Source organism: Candidatus Thorarchaeota archaeon (assembly GCA_021498125.1).
GTDB lineage: Archaea > Asgardarchaeota > Thorarchaeia > Thorarchaeales > Thorarchaeaceae > B65-G9.
On the sequence record JAIZWL010000007.1, the window covers coordinates 48,432 to 66,767 of the forward strand.

At 51.4% G+C, this 18,336-nt stretch carries 13 protein-coding genes; 5 read left to right on the forward strand and 8 right to left on the reverse strand.

All coding sequences use genetic code 11. The annotated features are described in order from the left end of the window. Positions 1-158: 158 nt before the first annotated feature. From K9W43_12465 to K9W43_12485, 5 genes are all read right to left on the reverse strand, one after another. Positions 159-923, reverse strand: coding sequence for a hypothetical protein (locus K9W43_12465; protein ID MCF2138039.1), 765 nt, complete (start codon positions 921-923; stop codon positions 159-161). Next, positions 920-1,567 carry a hypothetical protein gene (locus K9W43_12470; GenBank protein ID MCF2138040.1) on the reverse strand — a complete coding sequence of 216 codons (648 nt, stop codon included), beginning with the start codon at positions 1,565-1,567 and terminating at the stop codon, positions 920-922. The genes K9W43_12465 and K9W43_12470 overlap by 4 nt, the downstream gene beginning before the upstream one ends. Before the next feature lie 147 nt (positions 1,568-1,714). Then, the gene (locus K9W43_12475) at positions 1,715-2,332 is read right to left on the reverse strand and encodes a pyroglutamyl-peptidase I (protein ID MCF2138041.1); all 618 of its coding nucleotides are present in this window, start codon (positions 2,330-2,332) and stop codon (positions 1,715-1,717) included. A 52-nt stretch (positions 2,333-2,384) separates the two neighbouring features. Beyond that, the gene (locus K9W43_12480; GenBank protein ID MCF2138042.1) at positions 2,385-2,576 is read right to left on the reverse strand and encodes a hypothetical protein; all 192 of its coding nucleotides are present in this window, start codon (positions 2,574-2,576) and stop codon (positions 2,385-2,387) included. Further along, complete coding sequence (locus K9W43_12485; GenBank protein MCF2138043.1) at positions 2,536-3,051, reverse strand: LysE family translocator; 516 nt, start codon at positions 3,049-3,051, stop codon at positions 2,536-2,538. The genes K9W43_12480 and K9W43_12485 overlap by 41 nt, the downstream gene beginning before the upstream one ends. A 165-nt stretch (positions 3,052-3,216) precedes the next feature. Between K9W43_12485 and K9W43_12490 the strand changes: the two genes are divergently transcribed. Further along, positions 3,217-4,332, forward strand: a complete 1,116-nt coding sequence (locus tag K9W43_12490) for a TIGR00341 family protein (protein ID MCF2138044.1) — start codon at positions 3,217-3,219, stop codon at positions 4,330-4,332. A gap of 305 nt (positions 4,333-4,637) precedes the next feature. Further along, positions 4,638-5,915, forward strand: a complete 1,278-nt coding sequence (locus K9W43_12495; GenBank protein MCF2138045.1) for a site-specific DNA-methyltransferase — start codon at positions 4,638-4,640, stop codon at positions 5,913-5,915. Here K9W43_12495 and K9W43_12500 read toward each other — a convergent pair. Further along, entirely contained in the window at positions 5,912-6,628 is a 717-nt protein-coding gene (locus K9W43_12500) for an MvaI/BcnI family restriction endonuclease (protein ID MCF2138046.1), read from the reverse strand. The two genes, K9W43_12495 and K9W43_12500, sit on opposite strands and share 4 nt — an antisense overlap. A 421-nt stretch (positions 6,629-7,049) precedes the next feature. Between K9W43_12500 and K9W43_12505 the strand changes: the two genes are divergently transcribed. Further along, positions 7,050-8,885, forward strand: a complete 1,836-nt coding sequence (locus K9W43_12505) for a right-handed parallel beta-helix repeat-containing protein (GenBank protein ID MCF2138047.1) — start codon at positions 7,050-7,052, stop codon at positions 8,883-8,885. Positions 8,886-9,005: 120 nt separating this feature from the next. On the opposite strand, the gene K9W43_12510 is transcribed toward K9W43_12505, so the two are convergent. Then, positions 9,006-11,183, reverse strand: coding sequence for a transposase (locus K9W43_12510; GenBank protein ID MCF2138048.1), 2,178 nt, complete (start codon positions 11,181-11,183; stop codon positions 9,006-9,008). A 165-nt stretch (positions 11,184-11,348) separates the two neighbouring features. On the opposite strand from K9W43_12510, the gene K9W43_12515 reads away from it, so the two are divergent. Further along, a complete protein-coding gene (locus K9W43_12515; GenBank protein MCF2138049.1) occupies positions 11,349-16,847 on the forward strand; it encodes a hypothetical protein in 5,499 nt (1,832 codons plus the stop codon). A gap of 38 nt (positions 16,848-16,885) precedes the next feature. On the opposite strand, the gene K9W43_12520 is transcribed toward K9W43_12515, so the two are convergent. Then, complete coding sequence (locus K9W43_12520; protein MCF2138050.1) at positions 16,886-17,569, reverse strand: IS607 family transposase; 684 nt, start codon at positions 17,567-17,569, stop codon at positions 16,886-16,888. Positions 17,570-17,874: 305 nt separating this feature from the next. On the opposite strand from K9W43_12520, the gene K9W43_12525 reads away from it, so the two are divergent. Further along, positions 17,875-18,171 (forward strand): hypothetical protein, encoded by a 297-nt coding sequence (locus K9W43_12525; GenBank protein MCF2138051.1) that lies wholly within the window; start codon positions 17,875-17,877, stop codon positions 18,169-18,171. Positions 18,172-18,336: the final 165 nt, after the last annotated feature.

The window sequence follows — 18,336 nt, forward strand, 5'->3', positions numbered from 1 at the left end:
CAACAAGTCTGATAGAACTCTTCGTCTTCCTCAGCCATTTGTATTCCTCTCATTAAAATGAAGTTCGTATTTAATATTTTATAGATATAATTTGTATCCGATAATATACTAACATGAACTTTATTTCTCGTTTGCATGGGATAAGGTATTCTATAATTTTAACTGCTTTCGTTGAATTGCCCGTTTGAAATGGCCGTGATCAATTCCATCAATCGTTCCCTTGTAAAGTTCTTCGGATGAAGATAGTAATCCGTCGTAGTGGTTGGGAGTCTGATGAGTTCGGAGTTAGTGGTAATGATCGCTCCCTCTGGCGTCGGGATTGCGAACTGCCCTTTTCTTCGATGGACTTTGTACCCCGCCAGTTTGCGATAACCGAGTTTGAGGAAATTTTTGGGAACAATAATCTTTTCTGAAGTCTGCGCGTTTATTCGATCATCTCGCACAAAGTACAGACTTCCTATTGTGGTGGGTACCGCGAAGATGATCACATCTGCAACTCGGGTGACCGCATACTCTTTGGTGATGACTGGTTCTTGGTTGATAGTTTTTAATATTCTTATTTGTAAGAAATACGATTCAATTTTTGCTGAGCCTTCGGCCTGAAAGCCGCCGATGAGGGCCAGTAAGGTTCCTATGATAACTGACACCAAGTATAGTATATTCGAAAAAACAAGTTCCATAAGCAAAATTGGGACTGTCAAAATTACCCCTATGACAATTAATCCTGCACCTCTCCTCCAAGCCTGCTTTGATTGTTTTCTAAGAGCCGCCAACAACTCTTCTTCTTCATTTGAGGATGTTACTGATTCTTCCATCTCTTTCCTCTCTCCAATCTCCTCGGGATCAAAGTTCCTAAACTCAAGTACAGATAAACACGAATCGGTTGTAAATTTTGCTGCAACGGATTCCGTTCTGGTGATCATGCCTCTGCTATGTGATCCTCTTGAATTGCCATGACCAGTCGGAGTAATTGCTCTTGTGAAAAGTCCCGAGGATGTAAACAGAATTGTTTCATAATGCTCGGAAGTACATAGATCACGCTATCGACTGTGTAAATGTGTTTGTCCGGTGTTGGGACCGAATAGCGTCCTTCACACCGATATACCTTAAAATCGGCGAGAGTCTTTTTCAGGCAGTCTCTGAAGATAGTTGGGACATTGATCGTGTGCGCGACCTGTGCATTCAGCAGTTCTAATTTTGCAAAATATATTCTTCCCGTCCTCGGTGTGGTAAATGCGATCACATCTTCAAATCTGATGACTGCATACGTATCAGTGATGAGCGGGTTGGGTTCTATCTTTTTCAGTTGGTCAATCAATATACGATATGACTTGATCAATGAGGCTCTAGCTATTAGGATCACTCCTGCTATGGATGCCAGTAAAAACCATGTAGTGAGGAGCTGGAACCAATAGCTCGTATAGCGAAATACCGACGGAATCAGCAATAATACGAGTAAGGGATCAATCCACGAAAACAAGACGACAATCCCGATCGCTAAACTGTGTTTCTGTGCTCTGAGTAACCTGTACTCAAAATATTCTGTTGAACCCACCATTTGTGACACTTAGCCCGCCTCTCTAACTTCCCATGTTGAAGTGATCACGTCAATCGCATTATAGGCTTTCAATGAAAGCAATGCTTTAAATTTATGCGCAAATATTATTCTTTTATTATTCCGTGCCAACTCTGAAAGAAATTGTGACTTTCCGCTTTATCGGAATTTTAATCTCTCAATAACGATCTGCATTGAGCGAAGGATCATGGGGAGCGGCATTGAAGGTATCGTTGTGGTATGTTTCTCAATTATCTGCTCAGGTAGTGGTGGTACATGTATGAACCCTACTTGTGCTGTGAGTTGGTCCATTGCACGCCAATGCATGAGATTGTAAAAGAGCCAGTTGCAGCCATAGGTCCCTGCATGATAGCTGACCTCTGCAGGGATTCCTTCATCTCTTAGTGACTTGGCAAGATATGCAACATCGAGATCCGTAAAATATGCAGGAGGGCCCTCTTTTTCAATTAGGTCGGATTCTGGAATGTTTTCGTAGTTATCTCCACGCATTGTGTTAAGCGCATTGACTGCTATCTTTTCGAAGGTGATCGCTCCGCGATTTGCTTGGCCACATGCGATCACTACTGACGGCTTATGCTGATTGATTGCATCTCTGACTTCATCAAGAGCCCGCGTATAGTCGAGATGTAGAACCTTGCCGACAATTTTGAATTGACCCACCGTTGTGTCGTCCATTGCCTTTGCAAGTTCGGCAGAGGGATTGAGAGACGATCCGTCAAAAGGCTCGAATCCTGTGAGCAGGAGTGTTTTGGTCATGGGTCAGCACCGTCTAGAACGTGGGACTGATGCTACTTGAATATGGTGGCTCTTACGAGACCCCCAGTGAACCTATGATGAACCAGATTCCCAGTGTCACCTGAAATAGACCGACCGCCACATTCATCCAATTGATCCCTCCCACCATTGCTTTCTTCCGAGCCTTGTCTGTTCCAAGGGTCAAGAATGCACCATAGAGGAGATCAGTTGAGATATGGGTCAGGTAGACGAGGATCCCAGCCACGAGGATAGTTCCTACTCCCACCTGAAGATCGACCACGAGGACAGTGACGGTAGAGAGACCTATTGCGAACCACCAGAGCAGAAAGTATGGGGAGAGAATGCTGACCAATGCGCCCTGAATGGTTGCTGGCGGCGGTTACCGGTGGCGTATTTTGCTCATCACTCGTGTCTTCTAATTCTTCAGCAGAGTATCGGTATTCCCGTAGCGCAAGAAGCCCAAAAAAGATGACCACGAGACCCCCAGCTCCCATGATCAGTGCAATCATGAATGGCGTCATCACAAGCGAGTGGACACTGATAATAATAACAATTACAATTCCGACCTCCACGATCGAGTGACCGACCATAGGGAGCATGCCAAATAGCCTGCCTCTCTTGGCTGCATTTTGTATGACCGCAGCCGAGAGCGGGCCGGGTGCTAGTGCGCCAGTGAGTGAGAGCAAAAACCAAGCTGCTAGGATCTCAAGAATGGTCATTTAATGCGCCTCGGGATGTACCAATACTGGTGCCAAAAAAAAAGGTTCAGCAATGTACACCGGAAAATTTTCATTTTCTGGGCATTGTTATTTAAAAATGCCATGCCCAATATCCTTAATAGAACTGGGCCCGCTATCATAGTAGATTCATGGAGCGGCTATGCTGTGAAACTAGTACAGATAGTCTTGCCCTACGATAAGACTGAGAGCATCTATAATTTCCTTGTTGAGGCAATGGAAGTTGTGAACATTCAGCGTATTGATGTGGGCACGGCTCACCTCCTATTCTTCCGTGTTCCCGACGACCTTGTTTCCGACATGGTGGAGGCTCTCAAGAGTAGGGGTCTTGGTATAGAGTATGGCCTGATCGACGTTATTGATACGAAGGTCTCTCTCCCTGGTGATATCAAAGAAGAATCAACAGACGAGAAGTTTCAACGAGAGGCAACTCTTGCTGTTGAAGAGATCTATCGCAACGTCAAGAAGCAGGCATCTCTGAGTTTTGACTTTGTTGCATTTGTCATCCTAGCTGCACTGATGGCCGGTGTTGGTCTCATTCAGAACAACGTCACGATCATTGTTGCTTCGATGCTTCTCTCACCCCTGATGGGTCCCATGTTGGGAGTTGCACTTGGTCATGTGGTGGGTGATAAGGGCCTGTTTATCAAAGGCACGCGGAACGAACTGTTCGCACTTGCTCTCTCTTTTGCAGTCGGTGCGATCATGGCGATGTTGATGCCTTTCCTCTCTCCGGGGCCGCCCTCCCTAATGACCATTGTCGAGAATGACTGGAACTCTCAAGTCCTCACCGAGATAACTCGTCGAGGTGGATTTTCCGCACTTGATGTCGGTGTTGCGATCTTCTCAGGGGCAGCAGTGGCAGTCTCTGTGACTCGTGGTGACATGTCATCACTTGTCGGTGTCGCAATATCCGCCGCCCTCATGCCTCCTGCTGTCAACGTTGGCATGATGATTACTCTGGGCGCGATCAGCGGTTCCGCTATTGGAATTCATATCGGGGTTGGTTCTCTAATGCTCCTGATTATGAACATCATTATCATCGACGTGGCGGCCATCATCATGTTCCGAATAAAGAAGATCGGGGTCTTGTCTGATAAGGCCGTGGACTGGGTTCAGGTCTCTCACTTCCGAGACACTGGTCAGTCACTGTACCATCATCAGTCTACTAAACCTAAAGAGACCACATTTACCCCCGCCTCTTCGTCCTCTTCCCCTCCCAAAACTACGCCAACAGAAAAGCGGGCCGACGGCGAAGGATAGGCCAATAGGTAACTGACACATGCCGTAAACTAGATGAACCTAGAGCTAATAGAGATCATTAGACACAGATCTGAATGCCTTCCCTATACTACCAACAATGGTGGACTCCTTTTGGAGTTCCCATTTTTCATTTTAAGAGGTCTTTGTCCCTATTATTTTTTATTCACAATCGACTACTGAATCGTTCTGGTAGGGGCTTAAAAGATTACGTTCGCAAAATACAGATGGTACTCCCCCAATAGAGTTCCTAGTTTTCTCATTCGGTACACTGATAAGCTCAAGTATGGAAGTGGTGACTGATAGTGATGGAGCAATCTACGATCCCTGACTTTGATTCACAGGGCGGAGCAATGTCTGATGATTGGACATTTGAGAGAGCGAGTACAAACTATATGACTCATGGGCTTCATCCCTATCCAGCAAGAATGATTCCTCAAATTGCAAGAAAATTGATACTCCGGTATTCGAAATCTGGTGAAACGGTCTGGGATCCGTTTTGTGGGTCAGGAACTGTTTTAGTCGAGTCAATGCTCTTAGAGCGAAGATCTATAGGGACTGATCTGAATCCTTTTGCTATCTTTCTCTCAAAAGTCAAGACCACACCAATAGAACCCGATCTGCTGAGCATTACAAGCAGAAAGATCATCGAACAGGTCCTGTCACTAAAGCCGGGCGACATAGAAGCTCCGGTGCCACCAATGCATAATATCGACTATTGGTTTAAAAAATATGTTCAAAACGATCTCGCGCAAATATTGGCCGTCATTAACGGGATCGAAGATTCTGACCTGCGAGATTTCTTCCGCTTATGCTTTGCTTCCACTGTTCGTGATGTTTCTAATATGAAACGTGGCGAATTCAAGATCGTGCGGATGCGTAAGGAAAAGTTGGATCGTTTTCAGCCGGAGGTCGCGGCAATTTTTGCCAAGCATGTTCAACGGTGCGTCCCGTTGATGAAGTCATTTCATGCAGCACTTGCTGATAAAGAGGTCTCCACTCCTGAGATATTTGAAGTTGACAATCGTGTCGCACCTATCGCTCCTCGCTCAGTAGATCTCGTCGTGACTTCGCCCCCGTATGGTGACAGTGCAACAACGGTCGCCTATGGTCAGTACTCGAAGTATCTCGCCCTTTTGCTAGGTCTCGAACACGAAGACGTTGTTTCTGTTGACAAACGAAGTCTGGGTGGCTCAAACAAACATGATCATGCAAATGGCGATCTTGAGAGTGAGAGCCTCTCAGCGATCTATCATCAGGTGCAAGCAAAGAGTGAGAAGCGAGCAAAGCAATTATTGGGCTTTTTCAATGACCTCAACGGCTCGTTACTCTCAATCTATGATAAGATGCGTAGTGATTCACAAGTATGCATAGTCTTGGGAAACCGGTTAATGAGCAGGGTCAGAATTCCGACACATGTGATCGTCTCTGAATTAGGCGAGGCGATGGGTTTTGAGTTGGAGCAGATGATCCCTCGTAAAATTCCAACTAAACGAATGCCATGGCAAAATGCTCCAGAGAACGTTGAAGGTGAAAAAGCGGACACAATGCATAGCGAGCATATAGTCGTTCTACACAAGCCTTAGATGATCCTTATCTTTTCTCTGAACAATTTTGGCATCTTGGTCTCAAGCATTCGGTAACACGGGCCGTGATCTCTGACGGTGCCATCGCTTTTTACATGCATTCGCCAATCAAATGTAATATCGCCATTCTCTATGAGTTCAATACACTTCGTGATGTCCGCGTTGGCAAGTAGATATGCTTCATCATATCGAAAGAATTCTTCTTTCCCCTCTCGTTTCCTCTCCGCAATTATCAAGACCAAGTTTGAGACTTTCCTCGACAGTTTGTCTTCTAGTGACTGAAAGTCTTGGGAGGCAACGATCTCATCGTTATGTGAGAACAGAATTCTCTCGTTGTCCTTATCAACTATCATCTTCCAATGACGGTTATTCTCGCTGATAGCATCTAGTGTAAGGTATAGTGCTTGTCTATTCCGTTTCTCATCCCAGTATCCATGGGCTTGCATGAACTCGGCCCGGCTCTTGTACTGATGCAACTTCGGGGCCTTTGACATAAGTGTGATTGGTGTCTTAGAATCGCGTCGTGTTGTCTTGATCTCCAGTAGTCCCCAATCGGGTAGGGCCACATTTGTCTCCGGAAGGCCAAGAAGCCCTTCCATTGTGTGACCAACTCCGGTATTGCCCTTCCTATACGATCGAATCCATCCAACATCCCGGATCTTTTCAATTCTTCGTACAAGTTCCTCCAGTGTCATTTCAGGAATCGAAGTCATTTACATGCCTCATGTAGATTTACTATCTGGTAGAGGTTAAGTCTTCTGAGACCCTTCCTGTGATTGAAAGATGGTTCTCTTTGGCCGGTGTGGTTAGCGAAGATCCTCCCGTGTTCGACTTTAGATATAGGCCGGCATAAGGCATTCAGAGGCAATCACCATCTTTAGCACAACTCACTCTGTTCTATGTTCGAGTCCACGGCTCTTCAATATCTTCTTGATTTTTGACCGATCGATCATTCTACTGCTCAAAATGTGCTGCTTTATTGTTAACGCATATATACAAACTTGTGCCATGCGAGAATGGGGTGTTATCTTGAAGGCAGATGCGCCAACCACCAAAATAGTCTTAACCATATTTTTTGTAATAATATTAACAACAACTATGCAACCTATACGTAACTCAGTTTCTCTGAGTGCAGTGCCATCTGAACATGATCTGGAACCTCCATCAGTATCTGGGAGTTCATTCCAGTACTCTCTGGCCTTTACCCCGCATGGTCCGATCACTATCACTTCAAATGCGGACTTTGCTTCACAGGGCTGGCCGGGAAGCGGTACCAAGGCAGATCCGTACGTGATTGCGGGGCTAAATATCACTGCGACTAGTACGTGCATCGATGTATCACATACCGACGCCTACTTTGTCATTCGTGATTGTTTTCTCACCAGTGATATTAGCAATAATGGAGTTGGGATCTCATTTGATGGGGTGAAAAACGGATTGATTACTGGCTGTCACATCCGTAATGGTTCTTACGGAGTGTCATTCTCATCCTCATCGGATAATCTCATCAGGAATAACACGTTCACTGAGAACGGGTGGGCTGGTGTCGGTCTCAAATCCTCGTCGAATAACCTCATCGAGAACAACACGTTCACTGCAAACATATGGGCCGGTGTATCATTTTCGTCCTCGTCGAATAATCTTATCGAGAACAACACGTTCACTGCGAACGGATACGCAGGTGTGTCATTATCGTCCTCATCATACAATGCCGTCGTTGCTAATGCAATTTCTGAGAACGGGATGTATGGTGTGTCGTTCGTATTTGCTCCGAACAACACCATCGAGAACAATACGATCACTGCGAACGTGTTGATTGGTGTGGATTTGGATTCTTCTTCGAATTGTCGCATCAATCATACAACATTTGTGAATAATGGTCTTGTAATCGATGCCTCTTCTGTGGACGACTGGTATCAGCAGATCAGTTCCGACACGACCGTGAACGGAAAGCCTTTGGGCTACTTCTGGAACCTGACCAGCGGCACTATCGATGGGAGCCAGTATGGTCAGGTGATCCTTGCCAACTGCACAGGAGTACGGGTGGAGAACGGTCAGTTCAATAACGTATCAGTGGGAATCCAACTGGGCTTCTCATCAGGTACGACCATTGTTAATAATACCATCACCGCGAACGGTTGGAATGGAGTGTCCTTTTCATCTTCATCCAACAACACTGTGAAAGATTGCGTTATTCGGTCGAATACTGTTAATGGCATGACTTTCGTTTCCTCGTCGAATAACGAGATCGTGAACAACACGGTCAGTTTGAGCAAATATGGCGTATACCTTTACTATTACTCGTCGAATAACGAGATCGTGAACAACACGGTCAGCATGAATGAGTATGGGGTATATCTCTCATATCTCTCGGCTAATAATACTCTCTGGCTCAATGCATTTGCATGGAATAATGTTAGCAATGGCTACGACGTGAATGATGACAATCATTGGAACAGTACGGACATCGGCAACTACTGGTCCGATTACAATGGTACTGGAGTCTACCACGTCTCAGGTAAGGGTGGCGCCATAGATTATCATCCTATCCAGTTGGTCGATACTATTGCGCCCTCGATCGATCATCCCTTGGATCTTCAATATGCTGAAGGCACAAGTGGGCATTCTATCACTTGGCATCCTGAAGACAAATTCCCCTCAAGTTACAAGGTCTACAGGAACGGAACCGTTGTGGGATTCGGAACCTGGGATGGAAGTCCGATCACTGTGGATGTAGATGGTCTTAGTGTCGGGTCTTACAACTATACGCTGGTCGTCTACGATTCAACAGGCAATCAGAACAGTGACACGGTCTTTGTCACAGTCACGGAAAACACGATCTCTTCAACAATGCCGCCTACCATTTCGGTCACTACATTCTTTATTATGGGTCCTTCCTTCATACTCTTGGCAGGACTTGGTATTCTCGTGGTGATCGTTGTAATTGTCTTAGCAAAGCGTAGGTCTTAGCTGGTCTCATGCAGCAGATTATCTAGGGGTGGTCCCTTATGATGGGGGCCTCCTCTAGAGGTATTTTTTTTTTCATGTCAATAAATAGAGAATAGGACTGCCGTTGGCAACCGTTGATTGTTAGTTGGACAATCTTGGACATGCCGTCCCGTCTGTCCGCCCAGCAACGGCACTGGGCACATAGATGATATTCCTTGCGGCGTTCACATCCGCATGGAGTTCCGCCTCACAGTGCGGACAGTAGAAGTACTCGCCGCCTCGCCGCTCCTCTCTCGCCCCCGGCCACTCGATCCTGTAGCCTCGCTCTCCGCACGCACTACAGGTCTGCGAGGTCCACTTGGGGTTCACACTCCACACCCCTCCATACTTGTGGCCCAGCTGCTGCCTCATGTACACTATGGTCTCCCATATTCTGGCCCACAGGTTCGTACTCAGCGCCCAGGACAGGCCTCTCTTTCCAGCGGGCGGCGTGTAGTTCTTCAGGCTCTCGAAGACCAGCGTCCGCACCTCGTGTTCCTCACACCACCACACCGCTCGTGAGGCCACCTGTCGTGCGATCTCTCTGTCCAGTCTTCGTATCTTTCTCCAGACCGCCGCCAGATGCCTCATCTTCTTCAGGAGAGGCCCGGGATACTGCTGTCTATATTCGCTTGTCCCCATCTTTTTTGTCTCTGTCTTTGACTCCCAGTTCCTCTTTTTTCGTGCCACCTCTCCGCTCAGCCATCGGGTCTCCTGCCGGAGCGCCTCTCGTCTTTCCAGCAGGCCTGTCATCTCGATGATCTCATCGACATACCTGTCTTTTCCCGTACTCACCGAGACCACCAGTGGCACACGAACCCCGCGGTCGGCTCCGGCACGTCTGTGATACTCTCTCTCGCCGATGGTCTTCGCAATGAGTTCGCGATGCGGTGGCAGGAAGGGTATCTGCAGGACGACCCGCTCCCCCCTCATGATTATACGTGGAGGAGCACTGCGTCGTGCGAGCCTCAGTCGTGCGACCCGTGTCTTCAGTCGCTCGATCTCTTCAGGGTCGCCCTTTCGACTCTTGAGGCGCGTGAGGCGATACACTGCGTGCTGGAGTTCTATGGTGTTCACGAGCTGCATGTGCTGGTCTCTCATCTTTGCAGCTCGGAACCGTAACTGACGTGCGCGCCCCTTCTTTCCGTGCATGGCTGCATCCCGTGCCTTTCGCTCATCTCTCTGTGCGGCACGGACCAGCCAGTCGAGAAACCGGAGGGTCAGGGTCTGCACGCGATAGGGGGAGGACTTGTGTTCGCGTCCACGAATGGGGCGAGGAAGCTTCAGGTGGAAGAGGACCTCGTTCTCGCGGTCCCTGTCGAGGCTGAACCAGTAGCCCTGTCCGGGCATGTTTTCCGTCGAGGCTGAAAAATCACAGACTGCCGAGAGCATGAGCGGGGTCTCGAACGGGTAGCCGTTTTTTAGCCAACCGCGAATCGTATCTCTTGCGAGTGAGAAACTAGAAGGGTCCTCTCGTACGTACTTGGAGACACGACGACGTTGGCTTGTCCGCCAGCCAAGTGGTTCGCCTCTCGACCCGAGAAGTTCATGGTCGAGCCGCTTTCTCAGCTGTTGTGCTGCGGAGAGGGCATAGTAGTACGAATTCCCATTCTTTTTCTTGAGGGTGTCCTTCATCAGTTGGATGAGTTGACGGGGGATGTACTTGTTGCCTAAGAGGCGTCTGAGCAGGTCTTGATCATTGTTCAGGACTTCCAGCCCCGCTATTAATAACTGTCGCCTCATCCAGTCACTCTGGACAATTCTTGCTGCTTGTTCTAGTGCGTTCCGATAGAGCCGTTCATACGTCTTCTCGCGGATTGCCTCATTGTCCTTGTAAGCCAGAGCGCTATTGCGCTTCAGAACTACGTAGCCATGGCCTGCTTTCTCAACCAACTCTTCTCCCAGTCGCTCCAGTAGTTCCTTGTCACTATAGACTCTGGAGAGCACGTCATTTACTATCTCTACATACTTCTCAAAGTGTCCTGATAGCACATTCAGATCTATTCTCTCTACTTTTCGTCCGTGCTCTCGTGAGAGCATCTCTTGGATTTCCTCGTTCCACCTTCCTCTTCTAAATCGGGGGTCCGGCTGTCGCCCCTTTCCTTTTCGCAAGACTACTCTCTCAGAAGAGTTCAATGTGAACTCTTCAATCAGATAGGTTAGACCAGTATGGATAGACGACCACCTTATTAATCTGTCATTCATTGTCTTTTGCATTGCTTGCGTCCGCGAATGACACCGGACTGTACCTGTGGTCGTCATTTCTCTTCGCTCTTTCATTCTTACTCATTCTACTTATACTCCACTTTCCCTTATTAATCTATCAAGCAAAAAGGGCTATTATGCCAATATTTGGCTTATAATGCCATGATAGACCGATATTCAGTATTCCAAACAATGTGGAATTACTTATATATGACTACAAGCATAGCCATGGTGAACAACTTGCCACGACGAAGTGCCAACCCGCGACCGAACGAGGTCCTCATCCAGTCCATCTATACGGGACTCTCGGCCGTGGCACGGATGGGCTCGACACGCGCAAGATATGGAAACCCCTGCCTCGCAGAGGCCATGGAGTCCCTCTGGCGACGGGCACGAACACGCTATCGCAGGTCGGGCACGGGGCGGACACGCGACTTCTCGCCGATCAGAAATGCAGAACCGAACCTGCGACGCCTCTTTCTCAAGATGGTCTGGAATAGTACTCGCAGATACGGAAACGTAGAACGTAAGAGAGTCTACTCATGGAGAGAGGGGACAGTTGGCCCCCTCAACGCACTATTGAACTATGCAGGCGCACGACTGCGAGAGCTGGCAGTGACACAGTATCCCTTTCCCGAACCGAAGAAGTATCAGATCAGGGAATATCGTGACGGGCGGCAAGTGGTCCTCAACGAGCATATGGCAGGGTTGAGAGGAGAAGACGATGGTGCGGTCAAGACCTATTGGCGGGCGGGCTATCCGACCTCCCGGACCTATCCCCGTGTCTTCCTCGCGCATCCCACCCTTCCCTCCCTGGACTTTGTGGACATGATCCGGGCTCACGTCGTGGAACTGGTGCGCCAGTGCTTCATTCACAATGTCCCACGGACCATTGCACAGGCATACATCGACAGGCTCATCCACGAACTCGCTCCCTTTCTGGAATATGTCTATACTGGTGGAGAGAGGGGACGCAAGGACTTCTTTCCCGAGGCAGACCGGGAACTGCGGAACATCGTCCTTGAGATAAGAGCAGAGTACGGCGTCAGAGCGGGGAGAAGACAACGCATGAGTAGATTGGTACGGGAGTTTCAGACTGCCTCCGCCAATATCGAGACCCTGCGACAGAACGCCCTCCACGCCCTGAAGGAATTGGAGGACACGGAGGCTATCGCACAGGCACAGGAGATCCTCGACCAGATCGACCGGGCCAACATCGGAGAGGCGGATGTGGACCGCCTTATGGAACGGGTCACGACGCTTGCCCAACATCAGGGCACCGACTGGCATCGGATGCTCCTCAGCGGCCTGCCACATCCCGCCTCACTGAAGTCCGTGGTCCTTCATGGCGATGGACTCCTTGATAGGCCTTCAGACACGCTCTTCGTGGCAGAGCTGTCCGTCCTCGGCGAAGGCGCGGGCGCTGCCGACATCGTCCTCTTTCTGAGAAGAATTATTGATGAGAGGGTGGTGTGGACGCCCATCGCAGTGCTGGAGATCAAGACCAAGTCGGCCTTTGACTTCACTATTATTGGCATCAGGCCGCGCACAAAGAAGTATGATACCCGTGTTCCTCATCCCATCATCGAGAGGCGGCCACTCACCGACTCGGAGTGGGAACGGGTCCTTCATTCGACACCCACGTTGAGCGCAGAACACCAACTTGACCTGTACTCACGAGCCATCATACAGGAATACAGCGACCTAATCACAAACGACCCTCGACCACCCGGAACACTCTGGCAGGGTGTCATTCTGATTGATACGACTCAACGACAGCGGGATGAGGCGTACAGTCAGTTCATGGAACTCCTCAGAGGGCTGGGGGAGGAACTCATCGCTGGCGGTCCCGACCCCTCACAGAGGACACTGTTTGCAGTATCGGGTTCAGACTCTCGGATCGCAGTAGTGGTGCTCCCCTCTACACGACAGGGGAACGCGCCACCACCCGTGAGAGAGAACAGAACGGGACCGCCACCAACCCTACCGGAACAGGATCCCTTTGCTCAACGAAGGGACCACAAGGCGTTCTTCACCCTGTACGTGTCCGTGGCGTCGCCCACCTCCTATGGCCCGGCTGCGACCACTGTAGCCACGCGATGGCACCTGATCAATCATCTTGACGAATTGTGTTCTGGTCATAGGCCACCCCCCACGATCGTGTGGCTCGACTTTCGAGGTGTCTATCCCACAGAGGGCCACAGAACACTCCTCTATCGTCGTCTCGGTCTTCATTCTGTGAACGTTAGGGGCGGCATCCCACGAGACCGTCTGAGGCGACTACGAGGACTGGTGGATCACATCCACTTCGTTGATATCCATGAGGCAATGAATGTCTTCCTGCGCGAACCCACGGGGAACAACCTTACAGTTCTGAAGGGCCACATGGCCGACATACTACAATCATATGGGAACGGGAGCACGGTCATCATCCTTGACGGCTGGAGTGAACTCTCACGCCTCCGCCCCCTCTCGAACGGTACGCTACGTGTCCTTGAGGAACGACTGGTCCGGTGGCTCGACGGAGAGAACAGAGAGGTCCTCTGGCTTGACACAGGCGTGCCGGACTCGCGTATGGACCCCGTTTTTCAGAAACACAGGGTTCGCCCCCTTCCACATGACTCCCCCCGGGCAAGAGTACTGGATGAGATCATCTGGAACCTCCCCCTGCCGCCACGTGTCTTTGGCTGGCGTGCTCCCGTGGCCGAGGACGCCCGGGTCATAGTCCAGGACCTGCCCTCTGCGAGTAGACCGTGGAGCACTGTTATCCATGTGCCGCAGCTGACGGGGTGGAGCGCACGGTTCAGAGCCGCCACCGTGGACAGACGCCCGGTCCTCGATATGACCAAGGCCGAAGATCAGACTGGCCAGCGCGAACGACCCATGTACGGCAGAGGAGTCACCCTCTCAAGCATCCAGTCCCCGTTCATCAACACCGAAGAACTCGTAGAAGCAGCCATGACCCTGCTCCCAAGTCTGAGCCGTTCCCGTTCCCATGGGCCGGGCCTCCCAGCAGTCCTTGAGGCACATGGCGAGCGTGTGGAGTTAGACCAGCGACCACTACCACCACCTTCTCGCTCAATTAGACCTCCATCAGAGAAGGCTGCCACGACCGACAGGTACGACAGACTGGAGGCGCGCCTCACCCTGCGGCCGCAGATTGCCGCGTCGCTCCTTGTGGAGCGTAGGAACTACTCCCCACCGGGAGGAATCACTCGTTCGTGGCGCTGGAAACATGAGCGTGCTCATGACGCCAATGATGACGTGGCAGCGGAGTCGAGGCACAAACGGGTGACCCATCGACCTCCACCCATTGCCTTGTGGAATACGACACTGGACACCGAGGAACACCGCAGACGCGAGTTGCACAGACTGAGCAATACAGCACGTTTCCTGACGAGGCGAACTGAGATACTCTTCGATGAAGACCTTGTAAACCTCCTCGAACGAGTCAGGACTATATGTGCAGAGGGACTGAGGACCGGAGCGTCACTAGATGCATTGCAGCAGGTGGCGCATGTGCTGCTCTCCCGAAAGGAGACCCGTGAGGTCTGGCTGCTGCTGCGAGAGGAGCGCCTCCAGTCACGAGAGATCCTGAGTCGGAACAATCGCCAACTCGTGGAACAGCGACTCCGTACCGTCCCCAACCTGTTCCTCCTCTACGGAAATGCACTATTCCTGCTCATCACCGCCATCGTGAGACGGCTTGTTGATTCACCCCGTCCGGAGGCGATACAGACACTCTGGAGAGCCGTGGGGCAGTGGGTCCTCATCCACATCGGTCTGGAAATCGATCGTGAGGCACTGGGCGATACGGTGTCGCGGTACAGCACGCATGCCCTCTACTCGAATCTGCGGTCCCGGCTCTCGAACCTGCAACGCCTCCGACGGCCTGTACCTGAGACCCGCCACCACCCCGCCGATGATGTGACCGAGCCCACAATGGATAGCCCCATGATGATCTCACGTAGAATTCTGGAGGTGCGTCATGGTCGCCTGCTCATCCTCGAGGACGAAACGGATCCTACTATCGAACCACTGGCCTGGCTACTATTTCCGCAGACTCCCTCCTCCGCGCCCCCCAGTCCCTCAGAGCCCTGGTTCATGGGCCTGTTCCGATTGGGGTCACGCTTTCTGATGCGCGGTGGCTGGGCCCGTGGCATCACCGACTACTCGCATCTGTGGACCGCCGCAGAACGCGCCCGTGGAGTCTCCACCAGCGTGAAGGTCTTTCCAGCAGCAGTGGTCCATACATCCAATGGCAGGCTATTGCTATGGCTCAAGAGTCTGGTCATGGAGGACGACTCGCTGGAGTGGCACTGCTCCGGACTGCTGGAGTACCCGCGACAACGGCAGGTGGCACAGAAGAGTATTGGAACGCTGCACCCCCTTCCCCTCCACCTTCGCCTCCTCAGATGGCTGAGCCTCTCCCGACCCACAGACATAGATGTGGCCGCGTACCAGCCGGACGACTCGGCCGTGGACCATGAGGCCATTGATGCGCATGTCACAGAGCTGCTGGAGCGTGTCATGGAACAGACCCGGGACGTGGACCATGTGCATGTCAGAGTGTCTCTCGATACGGTTCAGGGCGTCTACGAGGTCGCCCTTGGCGAGAGCAGGGCGAACCCCGATATGTATGGTGTCTACCACTTTTCCCAGACGCGTGAGCTCCTGTCCTTTCTGCGGTGGCCCATGGACTCCGGTCTACCCGTGGACCTTGCTGGTGGTCAGGTCAGCTGGAACCCCATAGAAGACATCCACTACAGAGAACTCGTCCTGCCTCGTGGTCTGGTACCGCTGTCCCTGCTGAGGCCCTGGGTGGAACGCAGAGAGCCCCTCGACGGAATCACCATCTTGCCGGAAGATGTGATGTCCCTGCTCGGTGGCGTGACGGGCCTCACCGTGCAACTCCAATTTGCTCCTGTGCCAAGAAACAGTGGGCCTACCATGCACGACGGACGGTGGTCCTGTCTGTGGCAATGTACCGATGTGGTAGTCCCCGACGAGGACGGGGTGGCGACCATGAACCTGCCAGAGCGGGAGCAGCTCCTTGCGGGACTCAGAGAACTCCCTCTCTCATGGACCAAACTGGCCCTGCTGACAGACGCAGGCATGGTCTTTGACCCACATGATGGCAGTGGGTATCTGACCGATATCGTTGTGGAGTACAGCGAGGGCGTGGTCATTCCGGACTGGGTGCGACAGCACCCCCAGTTGCTGGAGGCACTGGAAGCGGCGGGCTATCCGGTTCGTGCTCTGAGCTACGACCCAGGTGCCTCTGAGGAGCCGGTCCTGACCGCAGAGGAGGAGGCCCGGCTCGAGGTTGAGTGGGCAGAGGCGGAGGAGCAGCAGCGGCTTGAGGCGGAGGCCAGAGAGGGCGCGCAGCCGGGAGATCCAGACTTTGATGGTGTCCTTCTTGACGAGGCGGATGATGTACGTATTCGTACACTGAACGAGAACGGATTCGTCTTTGACTGCTGGGTGGCGGGGCGGGACGGCATAGAGCTGCATCTGCTAGGCCGAGAAGAGGAAACCTCGCGTGTGATCCGGACGGGCGCCCTGCTCAGCGACCTTCGTGGGCGAGGCATCCACAGAGAGGTGCTGGATGAAGTGCTGGAGCAGTGGTTGCGACACGGTGGTGGTGTTGAGTTGGATGGTGACCTGTTCGCCACTGTGCGGGATGGCCTTGAGGACTTCCTGAAGCGGCAGGGTGTGCATATCGTCTATGATCTGTGACCGACGGCTATGTGGTCGCCAGTCTCTGTGCACAAAGGCTAGGCGGAGGCAGTCCCAGACGCGCCGCGTCTAGACCTGAGAGCTGCGGCTCTGAGCCCATAGACTCTCCCGGAGAAGGAGGCGATGAGAGCGAGCAGGTCTGCCACCAGTTCCTCCTGAGGAGTCCTGTGTTCCGGTGCCTCTTCACAGAGGACAAGGAGATGGACTCCATGATCGGCAAGAAGGCGTTCGATGAGTGACACTGCAAAGCGGGCGAGCCGATCGCGGTGTGTCACGACTACAGTATGAAGAAGGCCCCTGCGAGCGGTTCTAAGGAGGCGGAGAAGCCCTCTTCGTCGCATGTTGAGACCAGACCCGATGTCGGTGAAGACCATGGGATCGACCCCGTTGCGTGCGCGTACGGCCTTGACCAGCAGTTCCTGTTGACGCAGCAGGTCACCATCTCGTGCCTGACGATGGCTGGAGACCCGGGCATAGATCGCCACAGTAGTGGTAATGGTCATGGTGGTACCTGTCGCATCGTGCTGCTGCGGTGCAGAGCGATGAGAGCGGGATGAGGCAGAAGGAGCACGAAGAGCGAGGAGGCGCTGGAGTTCGGCAGCAGTGATGCGCCTATGCCCGCCCAGTGTCCTGTGACAGTGGAGCCGACCGGAGTTGTGCCAGCGGCGGATGGTCTTAGGACAGACCCCCAGACGACTGGCAGCCTCAGAGACCGAGAACATGATAATCAACCGATGGAGGGCTGTGGCATAATACGGGATAAATCAGGTGGATGTCCAACAATGTCCAAGTTTTGCGCAGCTGTTCTTTACCCTCACAGAATCTAACAATACAACTGACAGGCCTTCACTCAGAACGACCATATACTGATCCGGCCATTATTCAATCTCGATCGGAAAATACCCGCCAACATAGTAGGGTCTACATGTCTCTCTTGAAGTGGCGTAGTACTTACTTCCATATACTGCCATGACCGGAAAACAGGTGGTTAACATTCTAACTAACCTAAACGCTGAAGGGACTCGTTATGTCTGGTGTGAAAGGAACTAAGAACAAGCTCTTCAAGGGTCTCACAGAACACGATATTCTTGTCTGGGAAGAAGAAAAGATGCGACACCAACGGCGTATGGGCCGAAAGGTCACGGACGTAGAATTTCTCCGATATCTATTGATGTCTTCTTCTCGTCCCGTGATCACCTCAAAAGACGGAGTTGTCTCAGGACTGATGGCCGGGACTGCCCCCATATACGAGAAGGTTGACACACTACTTGACAAGTATCGTGCTACTCGTGTTCAGAAAAAGTCTGACCACTCTCAGCCATAGGATCGTCAATGATTCCGCGACACAATTATCTTCGACACGGACATCAATAGTGATTCGCGCCGTCAGATTACGGTGATTCCGAGAAATGTCAATTGTTAAAAACAAGTGAGCTGATTCTAGACTTGGCTAAGAAAGGCAATTGCTAATGCTTTTCAAAAGAGTTGC

Coding starts and splice junctions, on each gene's coding strand:
- K9W43_12495 (MCF2138045.1), top strand. CDS start 4,638: ATGGAGCAATCTACGATCCCTGACTTTGATTCACAGGGCGGAGCAATG.
- K9W43_12525 (MCF2138051.1), top strand. CDS start 17,875: ATGTCTGGTGTGAAAGGAACTAAGAACAAGCTCTTCAAGGGTCTCACA.
- K9W43_12500 (MCF2138046.1), bottom strand. CDS start 6,628: ATGACTTCGATTCCTGAAATGACACTGGAGGAACTTGTACGAAGAATT.
- K9W43_12475 (MCF2138041.1), bottom strand. CDS start 2,332: ATGACCAAAACACTCCTGCTCACAGGATTCGAGCCTTTTGACGGATCG.
- K9W43_12520 (MCF2138050.1), bottom strand. CDS start 17,569: ATGTTCTCGGTCTCTGAGGCTGCCAGTCGTCTGGGGGTCTGTCCTAAG.
- K9W43_12510 (MCF2138048.1), bottom strand. CDS start 11,183: ATGAAAGAGCGAAGAGAAATGACGACCACAGGTACAGTCCGGTGTCAT.
- K9W43_12465 (MCF2138039.1), bottom strand. CDS start 923: ATGATCACCAGAACGGAATCCGTTGCAGCAAAATTTACAACCGATTCG.
- K9W43_12485 (MCF2138043.1), bottom strand. CDS start 3,051: ATGACCATTCTTGAGATCCTAGCAGCTTGGTTTTTGCTCTCACTCACT.